This is a genomic window from Cupriavidus sp. SK-3, from assembly GCF_000611145.1.
In the GTDB taxonomy this organism is placed as follows: domain Bacteria; phylum Pseudomonadota; class Gammaproteobacteria; order Burkholderiales; family Burkholderiaceae; genus Cupriavidus.
Genome location: NZ_JFJV02000185.1, coordinates 96,733 through 116,664 on the forward strand (window position 1 = coordinate 96,733; position 19,932 = coordinate 116,664).

18 protein-coding genes are annotated in these 19,932 nt (G+C 67.6%); 14 read left to right on the forward strand and 4 right to left on the reverse strand.

Annotation, left to right across the window (positions count from 1 at the left end; genetic code table 11):
* Positions 1-75 precede the first annotated feature (75 nt).
* The 4 genes from CF70_RS18005 (at position 76) to CF70_RS18020 (ending at position 3,193) form a co-directional block, all read left to right on the forward strand.
* A complete protein-coding gene (locus tag CF70_RS18005; RefSeq protein ID WP_035867433.1) occupies positions 76-717 on the forward strand; it encodes a deoxynucleoside kinase in 642 nt (213 codons plus the stop codon).
* A 211-nt stretch (positions 718-928) separates the two neighbouring features.
* Positions 929-1,750: a 3-methyl-2-oxobutanoate hydroxymethyltransferase gene (gene panB, locus CF70_RS18010; RefSeq protein WP_035867435.1), complete on the forward strand. Its 822-nt coding sequence runs from the start codon at positions 929-931 to the stop codon at positions 1,748-1,750.
* Positions 1,751-1,766: 16 nt separating this feature from the next.
* Complete coding sequence (locus CF70_RS18015; protein WP_035867436.1) at positions 1,767-2,465, forward strand: ABC transporter permease; 699 nt, start codon at positions 1,767-1,769, stop codon at positions 2,463-2,465.
* Positions 2,462-3,193 (forward strand): energy-coupling factor ABC transporter ATP-binding protein, encoded by a 732-nt coding sequence (locus CF70_RS18020; protein WP_081862228.1) that lies wholly within the window; start codon positions 2,462-2,464, stop codon positions 3,191-3,193. The genes CF70_RS18015 and CF70_RS18020 overlap by 4 nt, the downstream gene beginning before the upstream one ends.
* Before the next feature lie 9 nt (positions 3,194-3,202).
* Here the strand turns inward: CF70_RS18020 and CF70_RS18025 are convergent, their stop codons facing one another.
* The 4 genes from CF70_RS18025 to CF70_RS18040 all read right to left on the reverse strand — a co-directional run bounded on the left by CF70_RS18025 (position 3,203) and on the right by CF70_RS18040 (position 9,512).
* Positions 3,203-5,140, reverse strand: coding sequence for a chorismate-binding protein (locus CF70_RS18025; RefSeq protein WP_035867439.1), 1,938 nt, complete (start codon positions 5,138-5,140; stop codon positions 3,203-3,205).
* 313 nt (positions 5,141-5,453) lie between these two features.
* Positions 5,454-6,596: a molecular chaperone DnaJ gene (gene dnaJ, locus CF70_RS18030; protein WP_035867441.1), complete on the reverse strand. Its 1,143-nt coding sequence runs from the start codon at positions 6,594-6,596 to the stop codon at positions 5,454-5,456.
* A 175-nt stretch (positions 6,597-6,771) separates the two neighbouring features.
* Complete coding sequence (gene dnaK / locus CF70_RS18035) at positions 6,772-8,772, reverse strand: molecular chaperone DnaK (protein ID WP_304413172.1); 2,001 nt, start codon at positions 8,770-8,772, stop codon at positions 6,772-6,774.
* 194 nt (positions 8,773-8,966) lie between these two features.
* A complete protein-coding gene (locus CF70_RS18040) occupies positions 8,967-9,512 on the reverse strand; it encodes a cob(I)yrinic acid a,c-diamide adenosyltransferase (RefSeq protein ID WP_035867446.1) in 546 nt (181 codons plus the stop codon).
* 241 nt (positions 9,513-9,753) lie between these two features.
* Here CF70_RS18040 and CF70_RS18045 point away from each other — a divergent pair, with 241 nt between their 5' ends.
* The 10 genes from CF70_RS18045 (at position 9,754) to CF70_RS18090 (ending at position 19,900) form a co-directional block, all read left to right on the forward strand.
* Complete coding sequence (locus CF70_RS18045; RefSeq protein ID WP_035867448.1) at positions 9,754-11,172, forward strand: FAD-binding oxidoreductase; 1,419 nt, start codon at positions 9,754-9,756, stop codon at positions 11,170-11,172.
* Between the two features lie 13 nt (positions 11,173-11,185).
* A complete protein-coding gene (locus tag CF70_RS18050) occupies positions 11,186-12,076 on the forward strand; it encodes a LysR substrate-binding domain-containing protein (RefSeq protein WP_035867451.1) in 891 nt (296 codons plus the stop codon).
* A 71-nt stretch (positions 12,077-12,147) separates the two neighbouring features.
* Positions 12,148-12,942, forward strand: coding sequence for a hypothetical protein (locus CF70_RS18055; protein WP_035867454.1), 795 nt, complete (start codon positions 12,148-12,150; stop codon positions 12,940-12,942).
* Positions 12,943-13,050: 108 nt separating this feature from the next.
* Positions 13,051-13,458 carry a GNAT family protein gene (locus CF70_RS18060; protein WP_349675116.1) on the forward strand — a complete coding sequence of 136 codons (408 nt, stop codon included), beginning with the start codon at positions 13,051-13,053 and terminating at the stop codon, positions 13,456-13,458.
* Positions 13,459-13,718: 260 nt separating this feature from the next.
* Entirely contained in the window at positions 13,719-15,212 is a 1,494-nt protein-coding gene (locus tag CF70_RS18065) for an FAD-linked oxidase C-terminal domain-containing protein (protein ID WP_035867456.1), read from the forward strand.
* Positions 15,213-15,214: 2 nt separating this feature from the next.
* Entirely contained in the window at positions 15,215-16,162 is a 948-nt protein-coding gene (locus CF70_RS18070) for an ion transporter (RefSeq protein ID WP_035867458.1), read from the forward strand.
* Between the two features lie 30 nt (positions 16,163-16,192).
* On the forward strand, positions 16,193-17,308 hold the full coding sequence (gene glcE / locus CF70_RS18075) for a glycolate oxidase subunit GlcE (protein WP_235185108.1): 1,116 nt from the start codon (positions 16,193-16,195) through the stop codon (positions 17,306-17,308).
* 55 nt (positions 17,309-17,363) lie between these two features.
* On the forward strand, positions 17,364-18,620 hold the full coding sequence (glcF, locus tag CF70_RS18080) for a glycolate oxidase subunit GlcF (protein ID WP_035867461.1): 1,257 nt from the start codon (positions 17,364-17,366) through the stop codon (positions 18,618-18,620).
* Positions 18,621-18,794: 174 nt separating this feature from the next.
* The gene (locus CF70_RS18085; protein WP_035867463.1) at positions 18,795-19,178 is read left to right on the forward strand and encodes a CidA/LrgA family protein; all 384 of its coding nucleotides are present in this window, start codon (positions 18,795-18,797) and stop codon (positions 19,176-19,178) included.
* Positions 19,175-19,900 carry an LrgB family protein gene (locus CF70_RS18090; protein WP_081862229.1) on the forward strand — a complete coding sequence of 242 codons (726 nt, stop codon included), beginning with the start codon at positions 19,175-19,177 and terminating at the stop codon, positions 19,898-19,900. The genes CF70_RS18085 and CF70_RS18090 overlap by 4 nt, the downstream gene beginning before the upstream one ends.
* Positions 19,901-19,932 lie beyond the last annotated feature (32 nt).

Genomic DNA, 19,932 nt, shown 5'->3' on the forward strand with positions numbered 1-19,932 from the left:
GCCATGACCGGCCCAGGCCAGCCGTCCCCGCTTCATCCGCCCTCTTAGCCTGGCATCAGCCGACCGGACCCGCCCATGCTCGAACACCTGCGCCGCATTGTGGTGGAAGGCCCCATCGGGGCCGGCAAGACCGCGCTCGCGCAACGCCTGGCGCAAACCCTGCGCACCGGCGAGCTGCTCGACGCCGCACGCGAAAACCCCTTCCTCGAACGCTATTACCGCGAGCCCGCGCGTTACGCGCTGCCGCTGCAGCTTTCGCTGATGAACCAGCGCGCGCAGCAGCTCCAAACCTGGCAGGCGGCATTGCTGGCGGGACAGCGCATGGTGGCGGATTTCCTCTACACCAGGAGCCGTCTCTACGCCGGCCTGACCTTGCCCGAGGACGAACTGGCGCTGTACGACGCCCTTGCCGCGCGCCTGCCGGCCCAGGGCCAGCGCGTGGACCTGGTCATCGTGCTGCAGGCCTCGCCCGCCCTGCTGCGCGAGCGGATCGCGCGCCGCAACGCGCCCGGCGAGTCCAGCATCGACGAAGCCTACCTGGAGCGCCTGTCCGACGCCTACGGCGAGCTGTTCCATCGCTACGACGAAGCGCCGGTGATGATCGTCGACACGGCCCACTTCAGCCCGGTAGACAACGACGCCGATTTCCGTACACTACTGTCGCGCATCGAAAACATGCGTGGCCGCAAGGCCTTTCTCAATCTCGCTGCGCCCTGACAGGTTCCCGCCTGCCAGCCTTAACCATAACGACAACAGTCGCTGCCGCGAAGCCAGCGCCCGTCCAGATCGGGCCGCATACCTCGCTGCGAAGCAAACTGAAGGGGGCAAAAGCCTTGCCGCAAGGATGCAGATGCGCTGATGCACTGAGCTTGGATGCACTGCGGCATTGCGGCCGGCCCGACTCCCGTCTCTCTACCGGCCCAACGTCATGAGTTACCTCCTCGACCCCTCCCGCAAGACTGTCACCATCCCCAGGCTGCAAGCCATGCGCGCCGCCGGCGAAAAAATCGCCATGCTGACCGCGTACGACTCCAGCTTCGCCGCGCTGCTCGACTACTGCGGGGTCGAGGTGCTGCTGGTCGGCGACTCCCTCGGCAATGTCATGCAAGGCCAGCAGACCACGCTGCCCGTGACGCTGGAGCACGTGGTCTATCACACCGAATGCGTGGCGCGCGGCAACCAGAGCGCCCTGCTGGTGGCAGACCTGCCGTTCGGCACCTACCCCACCCCGGAAGCCACCTACGCCAGCGCCGTGGCGCTGATGCGGGCCGGCGCGCACATGGTCAAGCTGGAGGGCGGCGACTGGCTCGTGCCCACCGTCAAGTTCCTGGTCGAGCGCAGCATCCCGGTGTGCGCCCACATCGGCCTGACGCCGCAATCGGTGCACGCGCTGGGCGGCTTCAAGGTACAAGGCAAGACCGACGAGAGCGCCGCGCAGCTCAAGCGCGATGCGCTCGCGCTGCAGGCAGCGGGCGCCCAGCTGATCGTGATGGAAGCGGTGCCGGCAACGGTGGCTGGCGTAGTCACCGGCTTGCTGACCATCCCGACCATCGGCATCGGCGCCGGCGCGGATTGCTCGGGCCAGGTGCTGGTACTGCAGGACATGATCAACGTCTACCCAGGGCGCAAGGCCAAGTTCGTACGCAATTTCATGGATGGCGCCAGCTCGATCGAGGCTGCGGTACGTGCCTATGTGGCGGCCGTGAAGGACGGCAGCTTCCCCGCCGTCGAGCACACCTTCTCGGCCTGACCGGCCGGCTCCGGACATGGAGATCGGTGCCGCCACCGCTACGGCCTTCCATCTGCTGGCCAGCGGCGACGGCGCCTTGTGGTTCATCGTCTGGACCTCGCTGGTGGTGGCCGTGCTGGGGCTGGCGCTCGCCACCGTGCCCGCCATCGGCGCGGCCTACCTGATCGCCACCCACGATTTTCCCGGCCGCCGGGTAGTCGTGGTGGTGGCGCAGGCCTTCCTTTCCTTCCCGACCGTGCTGGTCGGGCTGATCCTGTATCTGCTGTTCACCCGCCAGGGACCGCTGGGCGATTTTTCATTGTTGTTCACCCGTAGCGGCATGGTCTTCGGGCAGGCGGTGATCGGCTTCCCGGTGGTGCTGGCCTTTGCCCTGTCCACCCTGCAGGGGGCGGACGCGCGCCTGCGTGAAACGGCGTGGGTGCTGGGCGCTGGCCGCTGGCGGACCTTCTTCACGGTGCTGCGCGAGCTGCGCTTTGGCCTGATGGCAGCGCTGGTGGCCGGATTTGGGCGGGTCATTGCCGAAGTCGGCTCCGCGCTGATGATCGGCGGCAATATCGAAGGCGCTACCCGAACCATCACCACCGCCATCGCGCTGGAAACCAGCAAAGGCGAATTTGCCCAGGGCATCGCGCTGGGCATCGTACTGGTGGCGCTGGCACTGCTGGTGAATGTGATGCTGGCGTGGCTGCAAGGCGCGGGAGGATTTCGCCGATGAGCACGCTGCCCGCACGCCAGACTCCCGACGGACGCGCGCTGCCTCCCGCGCAATTGCCCCCGGTGCTGACCGTGCGCGGCCTGCGGCGGCAGGTCGGCGCGCGGCGTCTGTTCGACATCGGTGAACTGGCCTTTCCCCGCGCCGCCGCCGTGGTGCTGACCGGTGTCAACGGCGCCGGCAAGACCACGCTGCTGCGCATGGTGGCGGGACTGGAGCGCGCGCCCGGTGCCACAGTGTCCTGGACCGATGCGAACGGCCAGCCGCACGAGGCGGCGCTCGATCCACTGCCGGCGGCGCTGCGGCAGCGCATCGCCTATCTCCACCAGCATCCCTACCTGTTTCGCACCTCGGTACGGGAGAATATTGCCTACGGCCTGAAAACCCGCGGCCTGGACGCCGACGAGATCCGGCGGCGCGTGGGGGCTGCGCTGGGCTGGGCCGGCATTGCGCATGTGCAGGACACCGCGCCCGAACGCCTGTCCGGCGGCGAGATACAGCGCGTGGCGCTGGCACGCGCCAAAGTGCTCGAGCCCGACTTGCTGCTGCTGGACGAACCCACCGCCAGCCTGGACGGCCACGCGCGCGAACAGGTGATCGCACTGGTGCGCGAACTGGCCGCCGAGGGTCGCACCGTGGTGATGATCTGCCACGACCGCGACCTGATCAACCTGCCAGGCGTGGTGCGCTGGAAGCTCACCGACGGACGCCTGGATACGCGCCATCGCTGAGCGGCCGGGTCAGTCCTCCGGGCGCAATATCGCCGGCAATACCGCGGGCAATACCCCGCGCAGCGAGTTGGCCAGCGCCAGCGCTTCGGCGCGGCGCAGCATGGCCCGCGTGATCACTGCCTCGCTCACCGGTCCGCCCAGGTAGCGCGCACCGTCGGCCAGCACCGCCGCGCGCATCACGCCGGGCAGGATGTCCGCGGTCAACGGCGGCGTCAGCCACGCCCCGTCCACTTTGACGAACACCGAACTGCGGCCACCCTCAAGCAGTTCGTCGCGGACGTTGAAGAACAGGCTGTCGAAGGCGCCTGCGCGCTCAGCGGACTGCCAGCCCCCATCGTAGACGGCGCGCGCGCTGGTCTTGTGGCGGCGTAGCGGATCAGCGCATGCCAACGCCTGCGGCGCCAGCGTGACCAGCACCGGGACGGCGCCCAGTGGCGCCAGCCGGCCGTGGGCGATGGCGAAACCGCCGGCCTTGTCCAGCGCCAGGCGCAAGCGCCAGGTACCGGCGCCGAGATCCGTCACGGCACCCTGCACGGCCGCCAGCGCGCGATCCCTCTCGAAGCGAAAGCCCAGGCAACCGGCGGAAGCGGCCAGCCGTGCCAGATGATGGGCCAGGCGCTGGCATTGCCCATCCTCCACCCGCATGGTCTCGAACAAGGTAAAGCCCGGATCGTGCGCGGTCAGGAAGCGGGCCTTCCAGCCACATTCGGCATATTCTCCCGCGGCGTCGCTGTCGTGCACGATGCCGCCGCCGACGCCCATCTCGCCCGCGCGCAGGCCATCCGCGCCCGTCGCGCCCAGCACCAGCGTGCGGATCGCCACCGACAGCGCGAAGGCGCCGGGCCACCCATCGGCCTGTTCGCCGCCGGGCGCATCGATCCAGCCCAGGGAGCCCGTATAGAGGCCGCGCGGTGCCTGCTCCAGTTCACCGATGATCTGCATGGTGCGCCGCTTGGGCGCACCGGTGATGGAGCCGCAGGGAAACAGCGCGCGCAGCAGGTCGGCCAGGCTGGTGCCGGGACGCGCGGCGGCGGTGACGGTGGAGGTCATCTGCAGCACCTGGCCGAACGGCTGCACCGCGAAGCGGTCCGGCACGGCCACCGTGCCGGGCACGGCGACGCGGCCGAGATCGTTGCGCAGCAGGTCGACGATCATCACGTTCTCGGCGCGGTTCTTCGGGTCCGCCGCCAGCGCTGCGGCGGCCTCGGCATCGCGCGCGCTGTCGCCGGTACGCGGGGCGGTGCCTTTCATCGGGCACGCCAGCAACCGGCCTTGCCCGTCATGCCGGACAAACAGCTCGGGCGACAGCGACAACACCCAGCCATCGCCCGGCAGCCGCGCCAGCGCGGCATAGGGCACCGGCTGAGCGGCGCGCAGCGCCGCATACAGCGCCAGCGGGTCGCCGAAAGCGGCAAAGCGCAGCCGCTGCGTGAAATTGACCTGGTAGGTATCGCCAGCCTCGATCCACTGGTGGATCCGGGCAATGGCCGCGTGGAAAGCCGCTTCCGGCGTGTCGGCTGTGACGTCCATCACGCCGGCCGGTTCGCCCGAGGACGGCGCCAGCCACCGCGCGACCTCCCGCGTGTCCAGCCGCCGCATCTGCCGGAACCACAGCAGGCGCAGCGCGCCGTCATGGAAAGGCAGCGCGCGGTCGACATGGACCGGCACGCCGACCAGCGGGCCGCCGAATTCGTAAGGGGCGAACAGCGTGGCATGCCAGCCCTGGCGCCAGCCTTCTGCCAGCATGGCGTCGAGCGTGCCGAGCGCAGCGGCATCGGGCAGCGCGTCTTCACGGGCGAAGCCGGTGTACAGGCGCGAAGATGCCTCGCCGGGGGCGGCGGTGGCGTCGTCGAGCAGGACGAAGGGCTCGGCGGCGCCGACCGGGCCGGATTCGGGCGTTTGCGGGAAGGGAGAGGAGGAAGACAAGCGGGTCAGGGAGACAGCCACGGTAAATCACCAGCGTAAATTGAGGTCGCCATAAAGCGGGCGACATCGCATTATCGCGCGCCCGCCCTCTCCCCGGCCTCTCTCCCACAAGTGAGAGGGGAGCAAACCTGAGGCACTGAACGAAGCCGGCAGGATGCGCCAAAACCGTTCGGAATGACGACGGCTGTCGCTCCCTCTCCCCTCAGGGGGAGAGGGTTGGGGAGAGGGGTGGCTTAGCCAGGAGCCAATTGAATCGAAGCCAACGGTTTTATCGCCCCAAAACAAAAAAGCCGGCCACGCATCAACGCGTGGCCGGCCGCATGCCGTCGCCGGATCAGCTGAAGAAGCTCTTCACCTTATCCAGCCAGGATTGCTCCTGCGGGCTGTGGCGCGAGCCGCCTTCGTGCACCGAGCGGTCGAACTGGCGCAGGATGTCCTTCTGCGCCTCGGTCAGCTTGACCGGCGTCTCCACGTTCACATGCACGTAGAGGTCGCCCGGATAGCCCGAACGCACGCCCTTGATGCCCTTGCCGCGCAGGCGGAACGTCTTGCCGGGCTGGGTGCCTTCGGGCACCGGGAAGCTGGCCTTGCCGCCCAGCGTGGGCACTTCCAGGTCGCCGCCCAGCGCCGCGGTGGCGAAGGAGATCGGCATCTGGCAGTGCAGGTCGTCGCCGTCGCGCTCGAACACCGAGTGTTGCTTGATGTGGACTTCCACATACAAATCGCCCGGGGGCCCACCGTTGATGCCCGGCTCGCCGTTGCCCGTGGAGCGGATGCGCATGCCCTCGTCGATGCCAGCCGGGATCTTCACTTCCAGCGTCTTCTGCGACTTCAGCTTGCCCTGGCCGTGGCACTTGGTGCAAGGCTTGGGAATATGCTTGCCGGTACCGTGGCACTTGGGGCAAGTCTGCTGCATCGAGAAGAAACCCTGCGACACGCGTACCTGGCCCGCGCCATGGCAGGTCGGGCAGGTTTCGACGTTGGTGCCGGGTTCGGCGCCATTGCCATGGCAATGCTCGCACTCGTCCCAGTGCGGTACGCGGATCTGCGCGTCGTGGCCGTGGGCAGCCTGCTCCAGCGAGATCTCCATGCTGTAGCGCAGGTCGGCGCCGCGGTACACCTGCGGCCCTCCGCCCCGGCGTCCGCCGGCCTGGCCCTGCTGGCCGAAGATATCGCCGAAGATATCGCCGAAAGCTTCGGCGAAACCGCCATAGGCCTGGCCGCCACCACCGAAACCGCCCGCCATGTTGGGGTCGACGCCGGCATGGCCGTACTGGTCGTAGGCTGCCTTTTTCTCGGGATCGGAGAGCATCTCGTAGGCCTCTTTGACCTCCTTGAATTTCTCTTCGGAATCCTTGCTGTCCGGATTGCGGTCCGGGTGGTGCTTCATCGCCAGCTTGCGATACGCCTTCTTGATGTCGTCGTCGCTGGCGTTCTTGCCCACCCCGAGCACTTCGTAAAAGTCACGTTTTGCCATGGTGGCTGCTTACCTGATTGGCCCGGAAGCGCGTGCAAAACCCGCCCGAGCAAAATAGCAAAAAAGCCGAGCGAGGCATTCGACGGCGGTAACCCGCTTGGTCCAATGTCCGTCGCCCGGCGTCGGGATGGGGGCTGGCGCAGCTTGTGTGCCGCGCCCCCGCCCCGCTCTTCCATTACTTCTTGTCGTTGACTTCCTTGAATTCGGCGTCCACGACGTTGTCGTCCTGCGGCTGGGCATGTTGCTGCTGGCCCGCGCCGGCAGCACCGGCACCGGCCGCACCCGCCGCACCGGCGTCGCCGGCCTTGGCTTGCATGTCGGCGTAGACACGCTCGCCCAGCTTCTGGCTGGCGTCGGACAGCGCGCTGACCTTGGCATCGATCTCGGCCTTGTCGCCACCGCGTGCGGCGTCTTCCAGTTCCTTGATCGCGGCTTCGATCTTTTCCTTCTCGCCCGCTTCCAGCTTGTCGCCGTATTCGGTGACAGCCTTCTTGGTCGAGTGGATCAGCGCATCGGCCTGGTTGCGGGCGTCAGCCAGCTCGCGGGCCTTCTTGTCTTCCTCGGCGTTGGCCTCGGCGTCCTTCACCATGCGCTGGATCTCGTCTTCCGACAGGCCCGAGTTCGCCTTGATGGTGATGCGGTTTTCCTTGCCGGTCGCCTTGTCCTTGGCGCCCACGTGCAGGATGCCGTTGGCGTCGATGTCGAACGAGACTTCGATCTGCGGCAGGCCGCGCGGTGCCGGGGCAATGCCTTCGAGGTTGAACTCGCCCAGCAGCTTGTTGCCGGTCGCCATCTCGCGCTCGCCCTGGAACACCTTGATGGTCACGGCCGGCTGGTTGTCGTCGGCGGTCGAGAACACCTGCGCATGCTTGGTCGGGATGGTGGTGTTCTTGGTGATCATCTTGGTCATCACGCCACCCAGGGTTTCGATACCCAGCGACAGCGGCGTCACGTCCAGCAGCAGCACGTCCTTGCGGTCGCCCGACAGCACCGAACCCTGGATCGCGGCGCCAACGGCCACGGCTTCGTCCGGGTTCACGTCCTTGCGCGCTTCCTTGCCGAAGAACTCCTTGACCTGTTCCTGCACCTTGGGCATGCGGGTCATGCCGCCGACCAGGATCACGTCGTCGATCTCGCTGACCTTGACGCCGGCATCCTTGATGGCGATGCGGCACGGCTCGATGGTGCGGGTGATCAGTTCCTCGACCAGCGACTCCAGCTTGGCGCGGGTCATCTTCAGGTTCAAGTGCTTCGGACCGGAGGCATCCGCCGTGATGTACGGCAGGTTGATTTCGGTCTGCTGCGAGCTCGACAGTTCGATCTTGGCCTTTTCAGCGGCTTCCTTCAGGCGCTGCAGCGCGAGCACGTCCTTGGACAGGTCGACGCCCTGATCCTTCTTGAACTCACCGATGATGTAGTCGATGATGCGCTGGTCGAAGTCTTCGCCGCCCAGGAAGGTGTCGCCATTGGTCGACAGCACTTCGAACTGCTTCTCGCCGTCAACGTCGGCGATCTCGATGATCGAGATGTCGAACGTGCCGCCACCCAGGTCATACACGGCGATCTTGCGGTCGCCCTTTTCGTTCTTGTCCAGGCCGAAGGCCAGCGCGGCCGCGGTCGGCTCGTTGATGATGCGCTTGACGTCCAGACCGGCGATGCGGCCAGCATCCTTGGTGGCCTGGCGCTGCGAGTCGTTGAAGTAAGCCGGCACGGTGATCACGGCTTCGGTCACCGGCTCGCCGAGGTAGTCTTCGGCGGTCTTCTTCATCTTGCGCAGCACTTCGGCGGACACCTGCGGCGGCGCCAGCTTCTGGTCGCGCACCGATACCCATGCGTCGCCGTTGTCGGCCTTGACGATGGAGTACGGCATCAGGCCGATATCCTTCTGCACTTCCTTTTCTTCGAACTTGCGGCCGATCAGGCGCTTCACCGCGTACAGGGTGTTGCGCGGATTGGTGACCGCCTGGCGCTTGGCAGGCGCGCCGACCAGGATCTCGCCGTCTTCCATGTAGGCGATGATCGACGGGGTGGTACGCGTGCCTTCGGCATTTTCGATCACCTTGGGCGTATTGCCTTCCATGATCGCGACGCAGCTATTGGTGGTACCGAGGTCGATACCGATGATCTTACCCATTATTCTCTCCTCTTGAGCCCCGCTATCCGCGGGGACTGCAATTCATCCTGAGGCCGAAATGTGGCCGTCCGGGGCCATTTCAAGGGCCGGGCACGCAAATCCGACTAAATTTCTCGACTTCTCCCTCTGGCCAGCGGCAGCCCGACCGGCCAAGTTGAGGGGCGTTGCGGGACGTTGCGCGACGGCCCGGCCTTTTGTGCTTCTTGAGTCACCACAAATCGAGGCTACCTTGATGGCTAGCGGCCCCGCTGCCACAAGACATCGCTGCCCCCGCCCGCCCGGTTGAGCACGCGCGCCAGCACGAACAACAGGTCGGAGAGCCGGTTCAGGTACTGGCGCGGCGCCTCGTTCAGCGCCTCGTGCGCGCCCAGCGCCACCAGCGCCCGCTCGGCACGCCGGCAAACCGTGCGGCATACGTGCGCCACCGCCGCGGCGCGGCTGCCGCCAGGCAGGATGAATTCGGCCAGGCGCGGCAGGCTGGCGTTGTAGTGGGCCAGCCATTCGTCGAGCTGCAGCACCTGCCCGGGCTTGACCAGCTCATAGCCGGGGATGGACAGCTCGCCGCCGAGATCAAACAGGTCGTGCTGGATATGCAGCAAGGCCGAGCGGACGTCTTCGGGCAGCGCCTCGGTGAGCAGCACGCCGAGATTCGAATTGAGCTCGTCGACATCGCCGATGGCGGCGATGCGCAGGCTGTCCTTGCTGGTACGGCTGCCGTCGCCGAGCCCGGTGGTGCCGGCGTCTCCGGTGCGGGTGGCGATCTTGGTCAGGCGGTTGCCCATGTGGGTCTCCGGCGTTGGCGAATCTTGCATTATGGCGCGCTTCTGGCCGCCGGCGGGAGAACCGGCGACACCGCTCAAGTGGCCGTTGCGGCGCCCCGGCAACGAGCCAGGCCGGGGGCGGCGTAGAATAACGGGATTCGCTTGAAACGCTACCGGGTGCAAGCGCAGGCACCGTTCCGTGCGGCTACGAAAAGGCCGCCGCCGCACGGCATGCAGCCACTTCAGCCCCGCCGGAGACGCCATGAACCATCCCCTTCCCCACGCCGCGCTGGTGCGCCAACCCCTGCCCGCCGCCGTGCGCGAGGCCCTGCAGGCCCGCTTCGGCGAACGCTTCTCCACCTCGCCCGGCGTGTGCGACCACCACGGGCGCGATGAGTCGCCCTTCCCGCCGGCGGCGCCGGACGGCGTGGTGTTCGCCCATACCACCGAGGAAGTGGCCGAGGTGGCCCGCCTGTGCAACGCGCACCGCGTGCCGCTGATCGCCTACGGCGCCGGCTCCTCGCTCGAAGGCCACCTGCTGGCGGTGGCGGGCGGCATCAGCCTGGACCTGTCGCAGATGAACCGGGTGCTGTCGGTACAGGCCGAGGACCTCAACGTGACGGTGCAACCGGGCGTGACCCGCAAGCAGCTCAATCAGGAAATCAAGGACAGCGGCCTGTTTTTCCCGATCGACCCCGGCGCCGATGCCTCGCTGGGCGGCATGTGCGCCACGCGCGCCTCGGGGACCAATGCGGTGCGCTACGGCACCATGCGCGAGAACGTGCTGGCGCTGACCGTGGTGACCGCCGACGGCCGCATCATCAAGACCGGCACCCATGCGCGCAAATCTTCGGCCGGCTACGACCTGACGCGCCTGATGATCGGCAGCGAAGGCACCCTGGGCATCATTACCGAAGTGACGGTGCGGCTGTATCCGCAGCCCGAAGCCATCTCGGCCGCCATCTGCGCCTTTCCCAGCATGGGCAGCGCGGTGCAGGCGACCATCGACACCATCCAGCTGGGCGTGCCCGTGGCGCGCGTGGAATTCGTCGACGCGCTGGCCATCCGCGCCATCAACCGGCACGACAACCTGTCCATGCCGGAGATGCCGCACCTGTTCTTCGAATTCCACGGCACCGAGGCCGGCGTCAAGGAACAGGCCGAGACCGTGCAGCAGATTGCCGCCGAGCACGGCGGCCAGGGCTTCGAGTGGGCCACGCGGCCGGAAGACCGCAGCCGCCTGTGGAACGCGCGCCATACCGCCTACTTCGCCATGCTGCAGCTCAAGCCAGGCTGCAGGGCGGTGACCACCGACGTCTGCGTGCCGATCTCCCGGCTGGCCGATTGCGTGACCGAGACCGAGCGCGACCTGAACGCATCCAGCCTGCCCTGCCCCATCGTGGGCCATGTGGGCGACGGCAATTTCCACGTGGCGATCCTGACCGATCCCGAAAAGCCCGAGGAGCTGGCCGAAGCCGAGACCATCAACCGGCGCATCGTGGAGCGCGCGCTGGCGATGGGCGGCACCTGCACGGGCGAGCATGGCGTGGGCCTGCACAAGATGGATTTCCTGGTCAGCGAGCATGGCGAGGACGCGCTGGACCTGATGCGCGCCATCAAGAACGCGCTCGATCCCAACCACATCCTCAACCCGGGCAAGATCTTCCGCCCGGTGCGCTGAGGACCGGCGCGGCATGGCATCCGTGTTCAACCGCGTTCCGCCGCTGCACCTGCTGATCGCGTTCGAGGCCGCCGCCCGGCTGGGCAGCTTCGCGCGCGCGGCCGAGGAACTGTCGGTTACGCCCAGCGCGGTATCGCACCGGATCAAGAACCTCGAGGAATTGTGGGCCGAGGATCTGTTCGTGCGCTCCAATGCCGCGCTGCGGCTGACCGCGTCGGGCACGCGCTACCTGCGCAATGTGCAGGACGCCCTCAAGTCGCTCAACGAACTGGCCCGCCCGGAGTACAACAAGCAGCGCACCCGGCTGCGCGTGGCGATCCCGCCCACCTTCGGCCGCCAGCACCTGGTGCCGCGCCTGCCCGAGTTCACGGCGCTGTACCCGCATATCGACACTGAGTTGCACCTGGCCATTCCGTTCCTCGACGTGAAGGCGGAAGACACCGATGTGGAAATCCGCTATGGCACCGGACGCTATCCCGACCTGAAAACCACCAAGCTGCTGGTCGAGCCTGTGTTCCCGGCATGCGGGCGCGAGTACTACGAGCGCATCGATGGCCGCGCCATCACCAGGCCCGAGCACCTGCACAACCTGGTGCTGCTGCGCAGCCCGCTGGAGCCGTGGAAGCCCTGGTTCGAAACCGCCGGACTGGACTGGCCCGAGCCGCAGACCGGCCCGCAGTTCAACGATATCGGCCTGATGCTGGAGGCCATCGCTTCCAACCAGGGCGTGGCCCTGGTGCGCCAGCGCATGGCCCGGCACTGGCTTTCGCTGGGCCAGATGGTGCGGCTGCTGGATATCGAGTCAGTGTCGCCGCACGGCTACTACATCGTCGAGCGCGAACAGGCGCCGCTCAAGCCGGAGGCTAGGTACTTCGTCGAGTGGCTGCTGGGCCTGGACTGGTAGCGCCCGAACTGCAACAGAAACCAACAGAAACCAAATAAGACGGAAACCCGGATGAAAGAGGATCCTCGCCCATGCTCGCCCTGAAGTTGCTGCTGGTGCCCGCCTTCATCGCCTGCATCTCCGTGGCGGGCAAGCGCTGGGGACCGGCCGTGGCCGGCTGGCTGGCCGGCCTGCCCGTGGTGGTTGGCCCGATTCTTTTCCTGCTGGCGCTGGAACGCGGTGCGCCTTTCGCCGCTGCGGCGGCCACCAGCGCCCTTTGCGCGGTATTCGCCTCGGTTGCGTTCAGCCTCGCCTATGCCTGGAGTTGCCGCCGGCACGGCTGGCCGCTGGCGCTGGCGGCGGCGCTGGCTGCCTGGCTTGCCGCCGTGGCACTGCTTGGCTGGCGGCCCTTCTCACCGTTCGCTGCGCTGGCGCTGGCGCTGGCCACGCTGTTCATTTGCCCATCCCTCTTCCCGCCGCCGGGTGCCGCCGCCCGCGCTGCGGGCATATCGCGCACAGGTCTGCTGGTCCGCATGCTGGCCGGCGCCGGCCTTACGCTCGCGGTGACGACCTTGTCCGCATCGATCGGATCCACGTGGAGCGGACTGCTGGCGCTCTTTCCAGTCCTTGGCATCGTGCTCTCGGTGTTCTCGCACCGGGCGGCCGGCCCGGACTTTGTTGTCGCGTTGCTGACGTCGATGGCCGGCGGATTGTTTTCCCTTGTCGCCTTTTGCTTCACCCTGGCCGTGCTGTTGCCGCGATGCACCATCGCCATCGCCTTTGCCACAGCCGTCCTCGCGACCGCCGCGACCCAATGGGCCGTGAAAGCGGCCGGGGACAGACGTACCAGGAAACAGCCCGGGATTGCCGGACAGGAGACCGCATGATGCCCACGCAGATCCGCCTGCTTACCCCCGCCGATGCCGGAGCTTTCCAGGCGCTGCGCCTGGAAAGCCTGCTGGAGGCGCCCACCGCCTTCGGCTCCAGAGCGCGAATTGCCACTGGCCACCATCGCCGGACGGCTGGCGGCGACGCCCGGAAAGGCCGTGATCGGCGCCTTCGAGCACGGCGATGGGGCCGCCGCGCTGGCCGGCGTGGTCGGCGTCATGCGCGAGGACAAGGTCAAGCAGCGCCACAAGGCCTTTGTCTGGGGCATGTATGTGGCGCCGGCCTATCGCGGCCGGCGCCTTGGCCGGCAGCTGATGGCGCAGGCACTGGCCGTTGCCGCCGCCATGCCGGACCTGCGCCAGGTCACGCTGAGCGTCACCGCCGCCAACGCACCCGCGATCGCGCTCTACGAATCGATGGGCTTCCGGCGCTACGGCGTCGAGCCCCAGGCGCTCTATGTGGCACCGGATTATCACGACAATCTGGAAATGGTGCACATGCTGGCGCCGCGCTGATGGCGCGCCGACAAAAAAGAGCCCCATTGCCGCCTTGCACCGCGCCGGTGCTAAGCTGGACTTGAACCGGTCCGGCCACCGCGCCACGCCCCGCATGGCACGCTCCGGCCCAACGCTGTCATGAGCGATTTTGATCAGCCTGCCATGCGGAATTCACGTCGCCACGAGGTTTCGCAGCCACCAGGCTGCGCTATAGTCCTTGCTCCCCACCCGCTTGCGCCCTGCCATGGCGGACGCCCGCGGCCATTACAGGAGTTGCCATGAACGCCCCGCACGAAGTCTCCCTGGTCGCCGACGACGCGCGCCGCAACGCGCTGCTCGAAGGCCTGGCGAAAATCCTGCCCGATGCGGCCCTGTTGTGGAAGCCCGAAGACACCGTGCCCTACGAGTGCGACGGCCTGGCGGCCTACCGCCAGATCCCGCTGGCCGTGGCACTGCCCGATAACGAGGAACAGGTCTGCGCGATCCTGCGCCTGTGCCACTCGCTGCAGGTGCCGGTGGTGCCGCGCGGCGCCGGCACCAGCCTTTCGGGCGGGGCCATGCCGATCGCCACCGGCCTGGTGCTGTCGCTGGCCAAGTTCAAGCGCATCGTCACCGTGGATGCACGCTCGCGCACGGCCGTGGTCCAGCCCGGCGTGCGCAATCTCGCCATCTCCGAGGCCGCCGCGCAGTACAACCTGTACTACGCGCCCGACCCCTCGTCCCAGATTGCCTGCACCATCGGCGGCAACGTCAGCGAGAACTCGGGCGGCGTGCATTGCCTCAAGTACGGCCTGACGGTACACAACGTGCTGCGCGTGCGCGCCGTGACGATGGAGGGCGAAGTGGTGGAATTCGGCTCCGAAGCGCCCGACGCGCCGGGGCTGGACCTGCTGGCCGCCGTGATCGGCTCCGAAGGCATGCTGGCGGTGGTGACCGAAGTGACCGTCAAGCTGATCCCCAAGCCGCAACTGGCACAGGTGATCATGGCCAGCTTTGATGACGTGGCCAAGGGCGGCAACGCGGTGGCCGACGTGATCGGCGCCGGCATCATCCCCGCCGGGCTGGAAATGATGGACAAGCCCGCTACCGCCGCGGTCGAGGAATTCGTGCGCGCCGGCTATGACCTCGACGCCGCCGCCATCCTGCTGTGCGAATCCGACGGTACGCCGGAAGAAGTGGCCGAGGAAGTGGAACGCATGAGCGAGGTGCTGCGCGCCTCAGGCGCCAGCCGCATCCAGGTGTCGCAGAGCGAGGCCGAGCGGCTGCGCTTCTGGAGCGGGCGCAAGAACGCCTTCCCCGCGGCCGGGCGCATCTCGCCGGATTACTACTGCATGGACGGCACCATCCCGCGCAAGCATATCGGCACGCTGCTCAAGCGCATCGAGGAGATGGAGCGCAAGTACGGCCTGCGCTGCATGAACGTGTTCCATGCCGGCGACGGCAATATGCATCCGCTGATCCTCTTCGATGGCGCCGACCAGGACGAATGGCACCGCGCCGAGCTGTTCGGCTCCGACATTCTGGAGAGCTGCGTGGAACTGGGCGGCACCGTCACCGGCGAGCATGGCGTGGGCGTGGAGAAGCTCAACTCCATGTGCGTGCAGTTCTCGCCGGAGGAGCGCGAGCTGTTCTTCGGCGTCAAGGCCGCCTTCGACCCGGCGCGGCTACTCAATCCCGACAAGGCCATCCCCACGCTGGCGCGCTGCGCCGAGTACGGCCGCATGCATGTGAAACGCGGGCTGCTGCCGCACCCCGAACTGCCACGCTTCTGACCATGCCAGGTCAAAACGCCACGCAGCGCGCCCACAGCAGCGCGCAGACCCGCCAGCGCCTGGGCAAGCCCGAATCGGGCTGGCGCGAGCGCTGGTACACCATCATTTTCGAAGCTGACACGCGCTACGGCCGCCTGTTTGATATCACCCTGCTGGTGGCCATCGTCGCCAGCGTGCTGATCGTCATGTTCGACAGCCTGCCGGCAATCAGCCTGCGGCTGGGCCGGATTTTCACCGTGCTGGAATGGCTGTTCACGCTGCTGTTCACCACCGAGTACGTAATGCGCATCCTGGTGGTGCGGCGTCCCCTGCGCTATGTGTTCAGCTTCTTCGGCGTGGTCGACTTCCTGTCGATCATCCCGACCTGGCTCGCCTTCTTCGTGCCGGAGCTGGCCTTCCTGATCGATGTGCGCCTGCTGCGGCTGCTGCGCGTATTCCGGATTCTCAAGCTGACGGTGTATTTCGAAGAAGCGCAGATCCTGTATAGCGCGCTGGCCAACAGCCGGCGCAAGATCTTCGTCTTCCTCGGCACCGTGTTCATCATCACCGTGATCCTTGGCACGGTGATGTACGTGGTAGAAGGCCCGCAGCATGGCTTCACCAGCATCCCCGTGAGCATGTACTGGGCGGTGGTGACGCTGACCACCACGGGTTTCGGCGACATGGTGCCCAAGACCCCGCTGGGCCAGTTCATCACCTCGCTGACCATCCTGCTGGGCTACGGCATCATCGCCTTCCCGACCGGCATCGTCGGCGCGGAACTGGCCGCGAACATCATGAAGCGGCAGCTGACAACGCGCACCTGCAACCATTGCCTGACCGAAGGGCACGATCCCGACGCCGCCTACTGCAAGCACTGCGGCAGTGCATTGCCGCATTACCGGAACGAGAGCGAGCACGCGCAGATCGCGCCCGGCGCATCGCCGGACCGCCCGTCGTCCTCCGCCTGATCTCATTCACGCCAACCCCAGCCAGCCACCATGCCAGCCGACCTGCAAGCCACCCTCACCGCATTTCGCGACGCCATCCGGCACGCCACCGACACGCGCGCGCCGCTGCGCCTGCGGGGCGGCGGCAGCAAGGATTTCTACGGCCAGCAATTGCAGGGGGATGTGCTCGACACGCGCGCCTACGCCGGCATCGTCGACTACGACCCACCCGAACTGGTCATCACCGCGCGCTGCGGCACGCCGCTGGCGGAGATCGAGGCGGCGCTGGCGGAGCGGCGCCAGATGCTGGCGTTCGAGCCACCGCATTTCAGCACGGGCGCCAGTGGTGGCAACGTGGCAACCCTGGGCGGCGCGGTGGCAGCGGGCCTGTCCGGCCCGCGCCGGCAGGCGGTCGGCGCGCTGCGCGATTTCGTGCTGGGCACGCAGGTGATGGACGGCCGCGGCGACATCCTGAATTTCGGCGGCCAGGTGATGAAGAACGTGGCCGGTTACGACGTATCGCGCCTGATGTCGGGATCGCTCGGCACGCTGGGGCTGATCCTGGAAGTCTCGCTCAAGGTCCTGCCGATGCCATTCGACGACGCCACGCTGCGCTTTGCGCTGGGCGAGGCCGAGGCGCTGGACCGTCTCAACCAATGGGGCGGCCAGCCGCTGCCGATTGCCGCTTCGGCGTGGCACGACGGCGTGCTGCACCTGCGCCTGTCGGGTGCGGCGGCGGCGCTGCGTGCCGCCCGCGCGCGGCTTGGCGGCGAAGCCGTGGAACCCGGCGAAGCCGACGCGCTGTGGCGCGCGCTGCGCGAGCAAGGCCATCCCTTCTTCGCCCCGGTGCAAGCCGGCCGGGCCCTGTGGCGCATTGCCGTGCCCACCACCGCAGCACCGCTGGCGCTGCCCGGCGGGCAACTGATCGAATGGGGAGGCGGCCAGCGCTGGTGGCTGGGCGGCGCCGATAGCGCCGCCGACGGCACCATCGTGCGCGCCGCCGCGAAGGCCGCCGGCGGCCACGCCACGCTGTTCCGCAACGGCGACAAGTCGGTGGGCGTGTTCACGCCGCTGTCGGCGCCACTGGCCGCCATCCACCAGCGCCTCAAGGCCAGCTTCGACCCCGCCGGCATCTTCAACCCGCAGCGCATGTACGCCGGCCTCTGAGCCACGCGCCACGCCCTTCCGATCCCCAGCCAAGGCACCAGAGAGTCCCCGAACCATGCAAACCACCCTGGCCGAATTCCTGCGCGACACGCCCGACGGCGAAGAAGCCAAGTCCATCGTCGGCAAATGCGTGCATTGCGGCTTCTGCACCGCGACCTGTCCCACCTACCAATTGCTCGGCGACGAACTGGACGGGCCGCGCGGCCGTATCTACCTGATGAAGCAGGTGCTGGAGGGCCAGCCCGTCACGGAAAGCACACGCCTGCACCTGGACCGCTGCCTGACCTGCCGCAACTGCGAATCGACCTGCCCTTCGGGCGTGAAGTACGGCAGGCTGGTCGATATCGGCCGCAAGGTCGTCGATGACCGTCTCGAAGCGCAAGGCATCCATCGCCCCGCGCGCGAGCGGTTCGCGCGTTGGGCGCTGCGCGAGAGCATGACCCGGCCCGCGCTGTTCGGGCCGGCCATGCGCCTGGGCCAGCGTTTTCGCCCGCTGCTGCCGCAGGCACTGCGCAACAAGGTGCCGCAGCCGGTGGATGCCGGCGCCTGGCCGCGCAACACACATGCGCGCAAGATGCTGTTGCTCGACGGTTGCGTGCAGCCATCGATGTCGCCCAACATCAATGCCGCCACGGCCCGCGTGTTCGACCGCCTCGGCGTGCAGCTTGTCGTGGCGCGCGAGGCCGGCTGTTGCGGCGCGGTGCGCTATCACACCGGCGACCACGACGGCGGCCTCGACAATATGCGGCGCAATATCGACGCCTGGTGGCCTGCGGTGCAAGCGGGCGTCGAGGCCATCGTGATGACAGCGTCGGGCTGCGGCGTGATGGTCAAGGAGTACGGGCACCTGCTGCGCAACGATGCGCGCTACGCGGAGCGCGCGCGCCAGATCTCGGCGCTGACCAAGGATCTGTCGGAGCTGCTGCCGGATTTTTCCGACACACTGCAGGCCCTCGCCACCGAGGCACGGGAGGGCAAGAGCGGCAACGGCCAGCGGGTCGCCTACCATCCGCCCTGCACGCTACAGCACGGCCAGCAGATCCGCGGCAAGGTGGAGACGTTGCTGACCGGCCTGGGCGTGGACGTCAAGCTCTGCGCCGACAGCCACTTGTGCTGCGGCTCCGCGGGCACGTATTCGGTGCTGCAGCCGGAGTTGTCGTACCGCTTGCGGGATGAAAAGCTCGCCAACCTGCAGGCTTCGGGGCCGCAGGCCATTGTCTCGGCGAATATCGGCTGCATCACGCATCTGCAAAGCGGCACTGGAACGCCGGTGATGCACTGGATCGAACTGGTGGACAAGATGTTGGGGTAAGTGGCCCGAATCCCGGAACGAAGCTGACCGGCTGCGCCCTCGGCGTCTGGCACGGCGCTGGCCGTCGCTCCCTCCCGCGCATGCGGGAGAGGGGCGCAAACCCGCTGCCAGAAGAGGCTACTACGAGTTACCATGCGAGGGCTCCAATCCCGGCTGTCCGCGCCCCGCTCTCTCATGCTTCAAACCTTTGCCATCCTCCTGGTTTTCCAATCCGTCGGGGAGGCGCTCAGCTACGCCCTGAGCCTGCCCGTGCCCGGCCCGGTGATCGGCATGATCCTGCTGTTCGGCTGGCTCACCTTCGACGACCGGCTGCTGCCGGTGATCCAGGGCACCACGTCCGAACTGCTCAAGCACCTGTCTCTGCTGTTCGTGCCGGCGGGCGTGGGCATCATGGTGCATGCGCATCGCATCGGCGGGGAATGGATGCCGATCGTGGTGGCGCTGGTGCTCTCCACGTGGCTTGCGATCGCTACCACGGCGCTGGTGGCGCGTGCCCTGATGGGCAAGGCGAGGCCGCCCGAGGCCGCCGCACCCGCGGCGCCGGGAGAACAGGCATGATGACGCCGCGCCTCAACGAGATCTGGGTCTACCTGGCCGCCAGCCCGCTACTGGGGCTGACCGCCACACTGCTGGCCTATGTGTTCGCGTTCCGCGTCTACGAACGCGCGCGTTTTTCGCCGCTGGCCAATCCCGTGATGATCGCGGTAGCCATCCTGGTCACGCTGCTGACGGTGACCGGCACGCCTTACAAGACGTATTTCGACGGCGCGCAGTTCGTCCACTTCCTGCTGGGGCCGGCCACCGTCGCGCTGGCGGTGCCGCTCTACATGCAACTGCCCAAGCTGCGCCGGCACGTGCTGCCGCTGCTGGGCGGACTGCTGGCCGGCTCGCTGGTGGCTGTGGTATCCGCCGTGGGCATCGCCTGGCTGCTGGGCGCGTCGCCCGAGACGATGCGCTCGCTCGCGCCCAAGTCGGTCACCATCCCCATCGCCATGGGCGTGGCCGAGAAGATCGGCGGCCTGCCCTCGCTCACCGCCGTGCTGGTGATGGGCACGGGCATCATTGGCGCGGTCAGCGCCACCAAGCTGCTCAACCTGTTGCGCATTTCCGACTACACCGTGCGCGGCTTCGCCACCGGCGTGGCGGCGCACGGCATCGGCACCGCGCGCGCCTTCCAGGTCAACCAGGAGGCCGGCGCGTTCGCCGCGCTCGGCATGGGCCTGAACGGCGTGCTGACCGCCGTGATGGTGCCGATGCTGGCGGCGTGGATGCCGCGCTGATCCCTGCTGACAGGACGTTGTCAGTAGCCCCC

What these genes read in the sequence shown, in the direction of transcription:
- CF70_RS18005 (WP_035867433.1), top strand. Translation starts at nt 76, where the DNA reads ATGCTCGAACACCTGCGCCGCATTGTGGTGGAAGGCCCCATCGGGGCC.
- panB (WP_035867435.1), top strand. Translation starts at nt 929, where the DNA reads ATGAGTTACCTCCTCGACCCCTCCCGCAAGACTGTCACCATCCCCAGG.
- CF70_RS18015 (WP_035867436.1), top strand. Translation starts at nt 1,767, where the DNA reads ATGGAGATCGGTGCCGCCACCGCTACGGCCTTCCATCTGCTGGCCAGC.
- CF70_RS18020 (WP_081862228.1), top strand. Translation starts at nt 2,462, where the DNA reads ATGAGCACGCTGCCCGCACGCCAGACTCCCGACGGACGCGCGCTGCCT.
- dnaJ (WP_035867441.1), bottom strand. Translation starts at nt 6,596, where the DNA reads ATGGCAAAACGTGACTTTTACGAAGTGCTCGGGGTGGGCAAGAACGCC.
- CF70_RS18040 (WP_035867446.1), bottom strand. Translation starts at nt 9,512, where the DNA reads ATGGGCAACCGCCTGACCAAGATCGCCACCCGCACCGGAGACGCCGGC.
- CF70_RS18045 (WP_035867448.1), top strand. Translation starts at nt 9,754, where the DNA reads ATGAACCATCCCCTTCCCCACGCCGCGCTGGTGCGCCAACCCCTGCCC.
- CF70_RS18050 (WP_035867451.1), top strand. Translation starts at nt 11,186, where the DNA reads ATGGCATCCGTGTTCAACCGCGTTCCGCCGCTGCACCTGCTGATCGCG.
- CF70_RS18055 (WP_035867454.1), top strand. Translation starts at nt 12,148, where the DNA reads ATGCTCGCCCTGAAGTTGCTGCTGGTGCCCGCCTTCATCGCCTGCATC.
- CF70_RS18065 (WP_035867456.1), top strand. Translation starts at nt 13,719, where the DNA reads ATGAACGCCCCGCACGAAGTCTCCCTGGTCGCCGACGACGCGCGCCGC.
- CF70_RS18070 (WP_035867458.1), top strand. Translation starts at nt 15,215, where the DNA reads ATGCCAGGTCAAAACGCCACGCAGCGCGCCCACAGCAGCGCGCAGACC.
- glcE (WP_235185108.1), top strand. Translation starts at nt 16,193, where the DNA reads ATGCCAGCCGACCTGCAAGCCACCCTCACCGCATTTCGCGACGCCATC.
- glcF (WP_035867461.1), top strand. Translation starts at nt 17,364, where the DNA reads ATGCAAACCACCCTGGCCGAATTCCTGCGCGACACGCCCGACGGCGAA.
- CF70_RS18085 (WP_035867463.1), top strand. Translation starts at nt 18,795, where the DNA reads ATGCTTCAAACCTTTGCCATCCTCCTGGTTTTCCAATCCGTCGGGGAG.
- CF70_RS18090 (WP_081862229.1), top strand. Translation starts at nt 19,175, where the DNA reads ATGATGACGCCGCGCCTCAACGAGATCTGGGTCTACCTGGCCGCCAGC.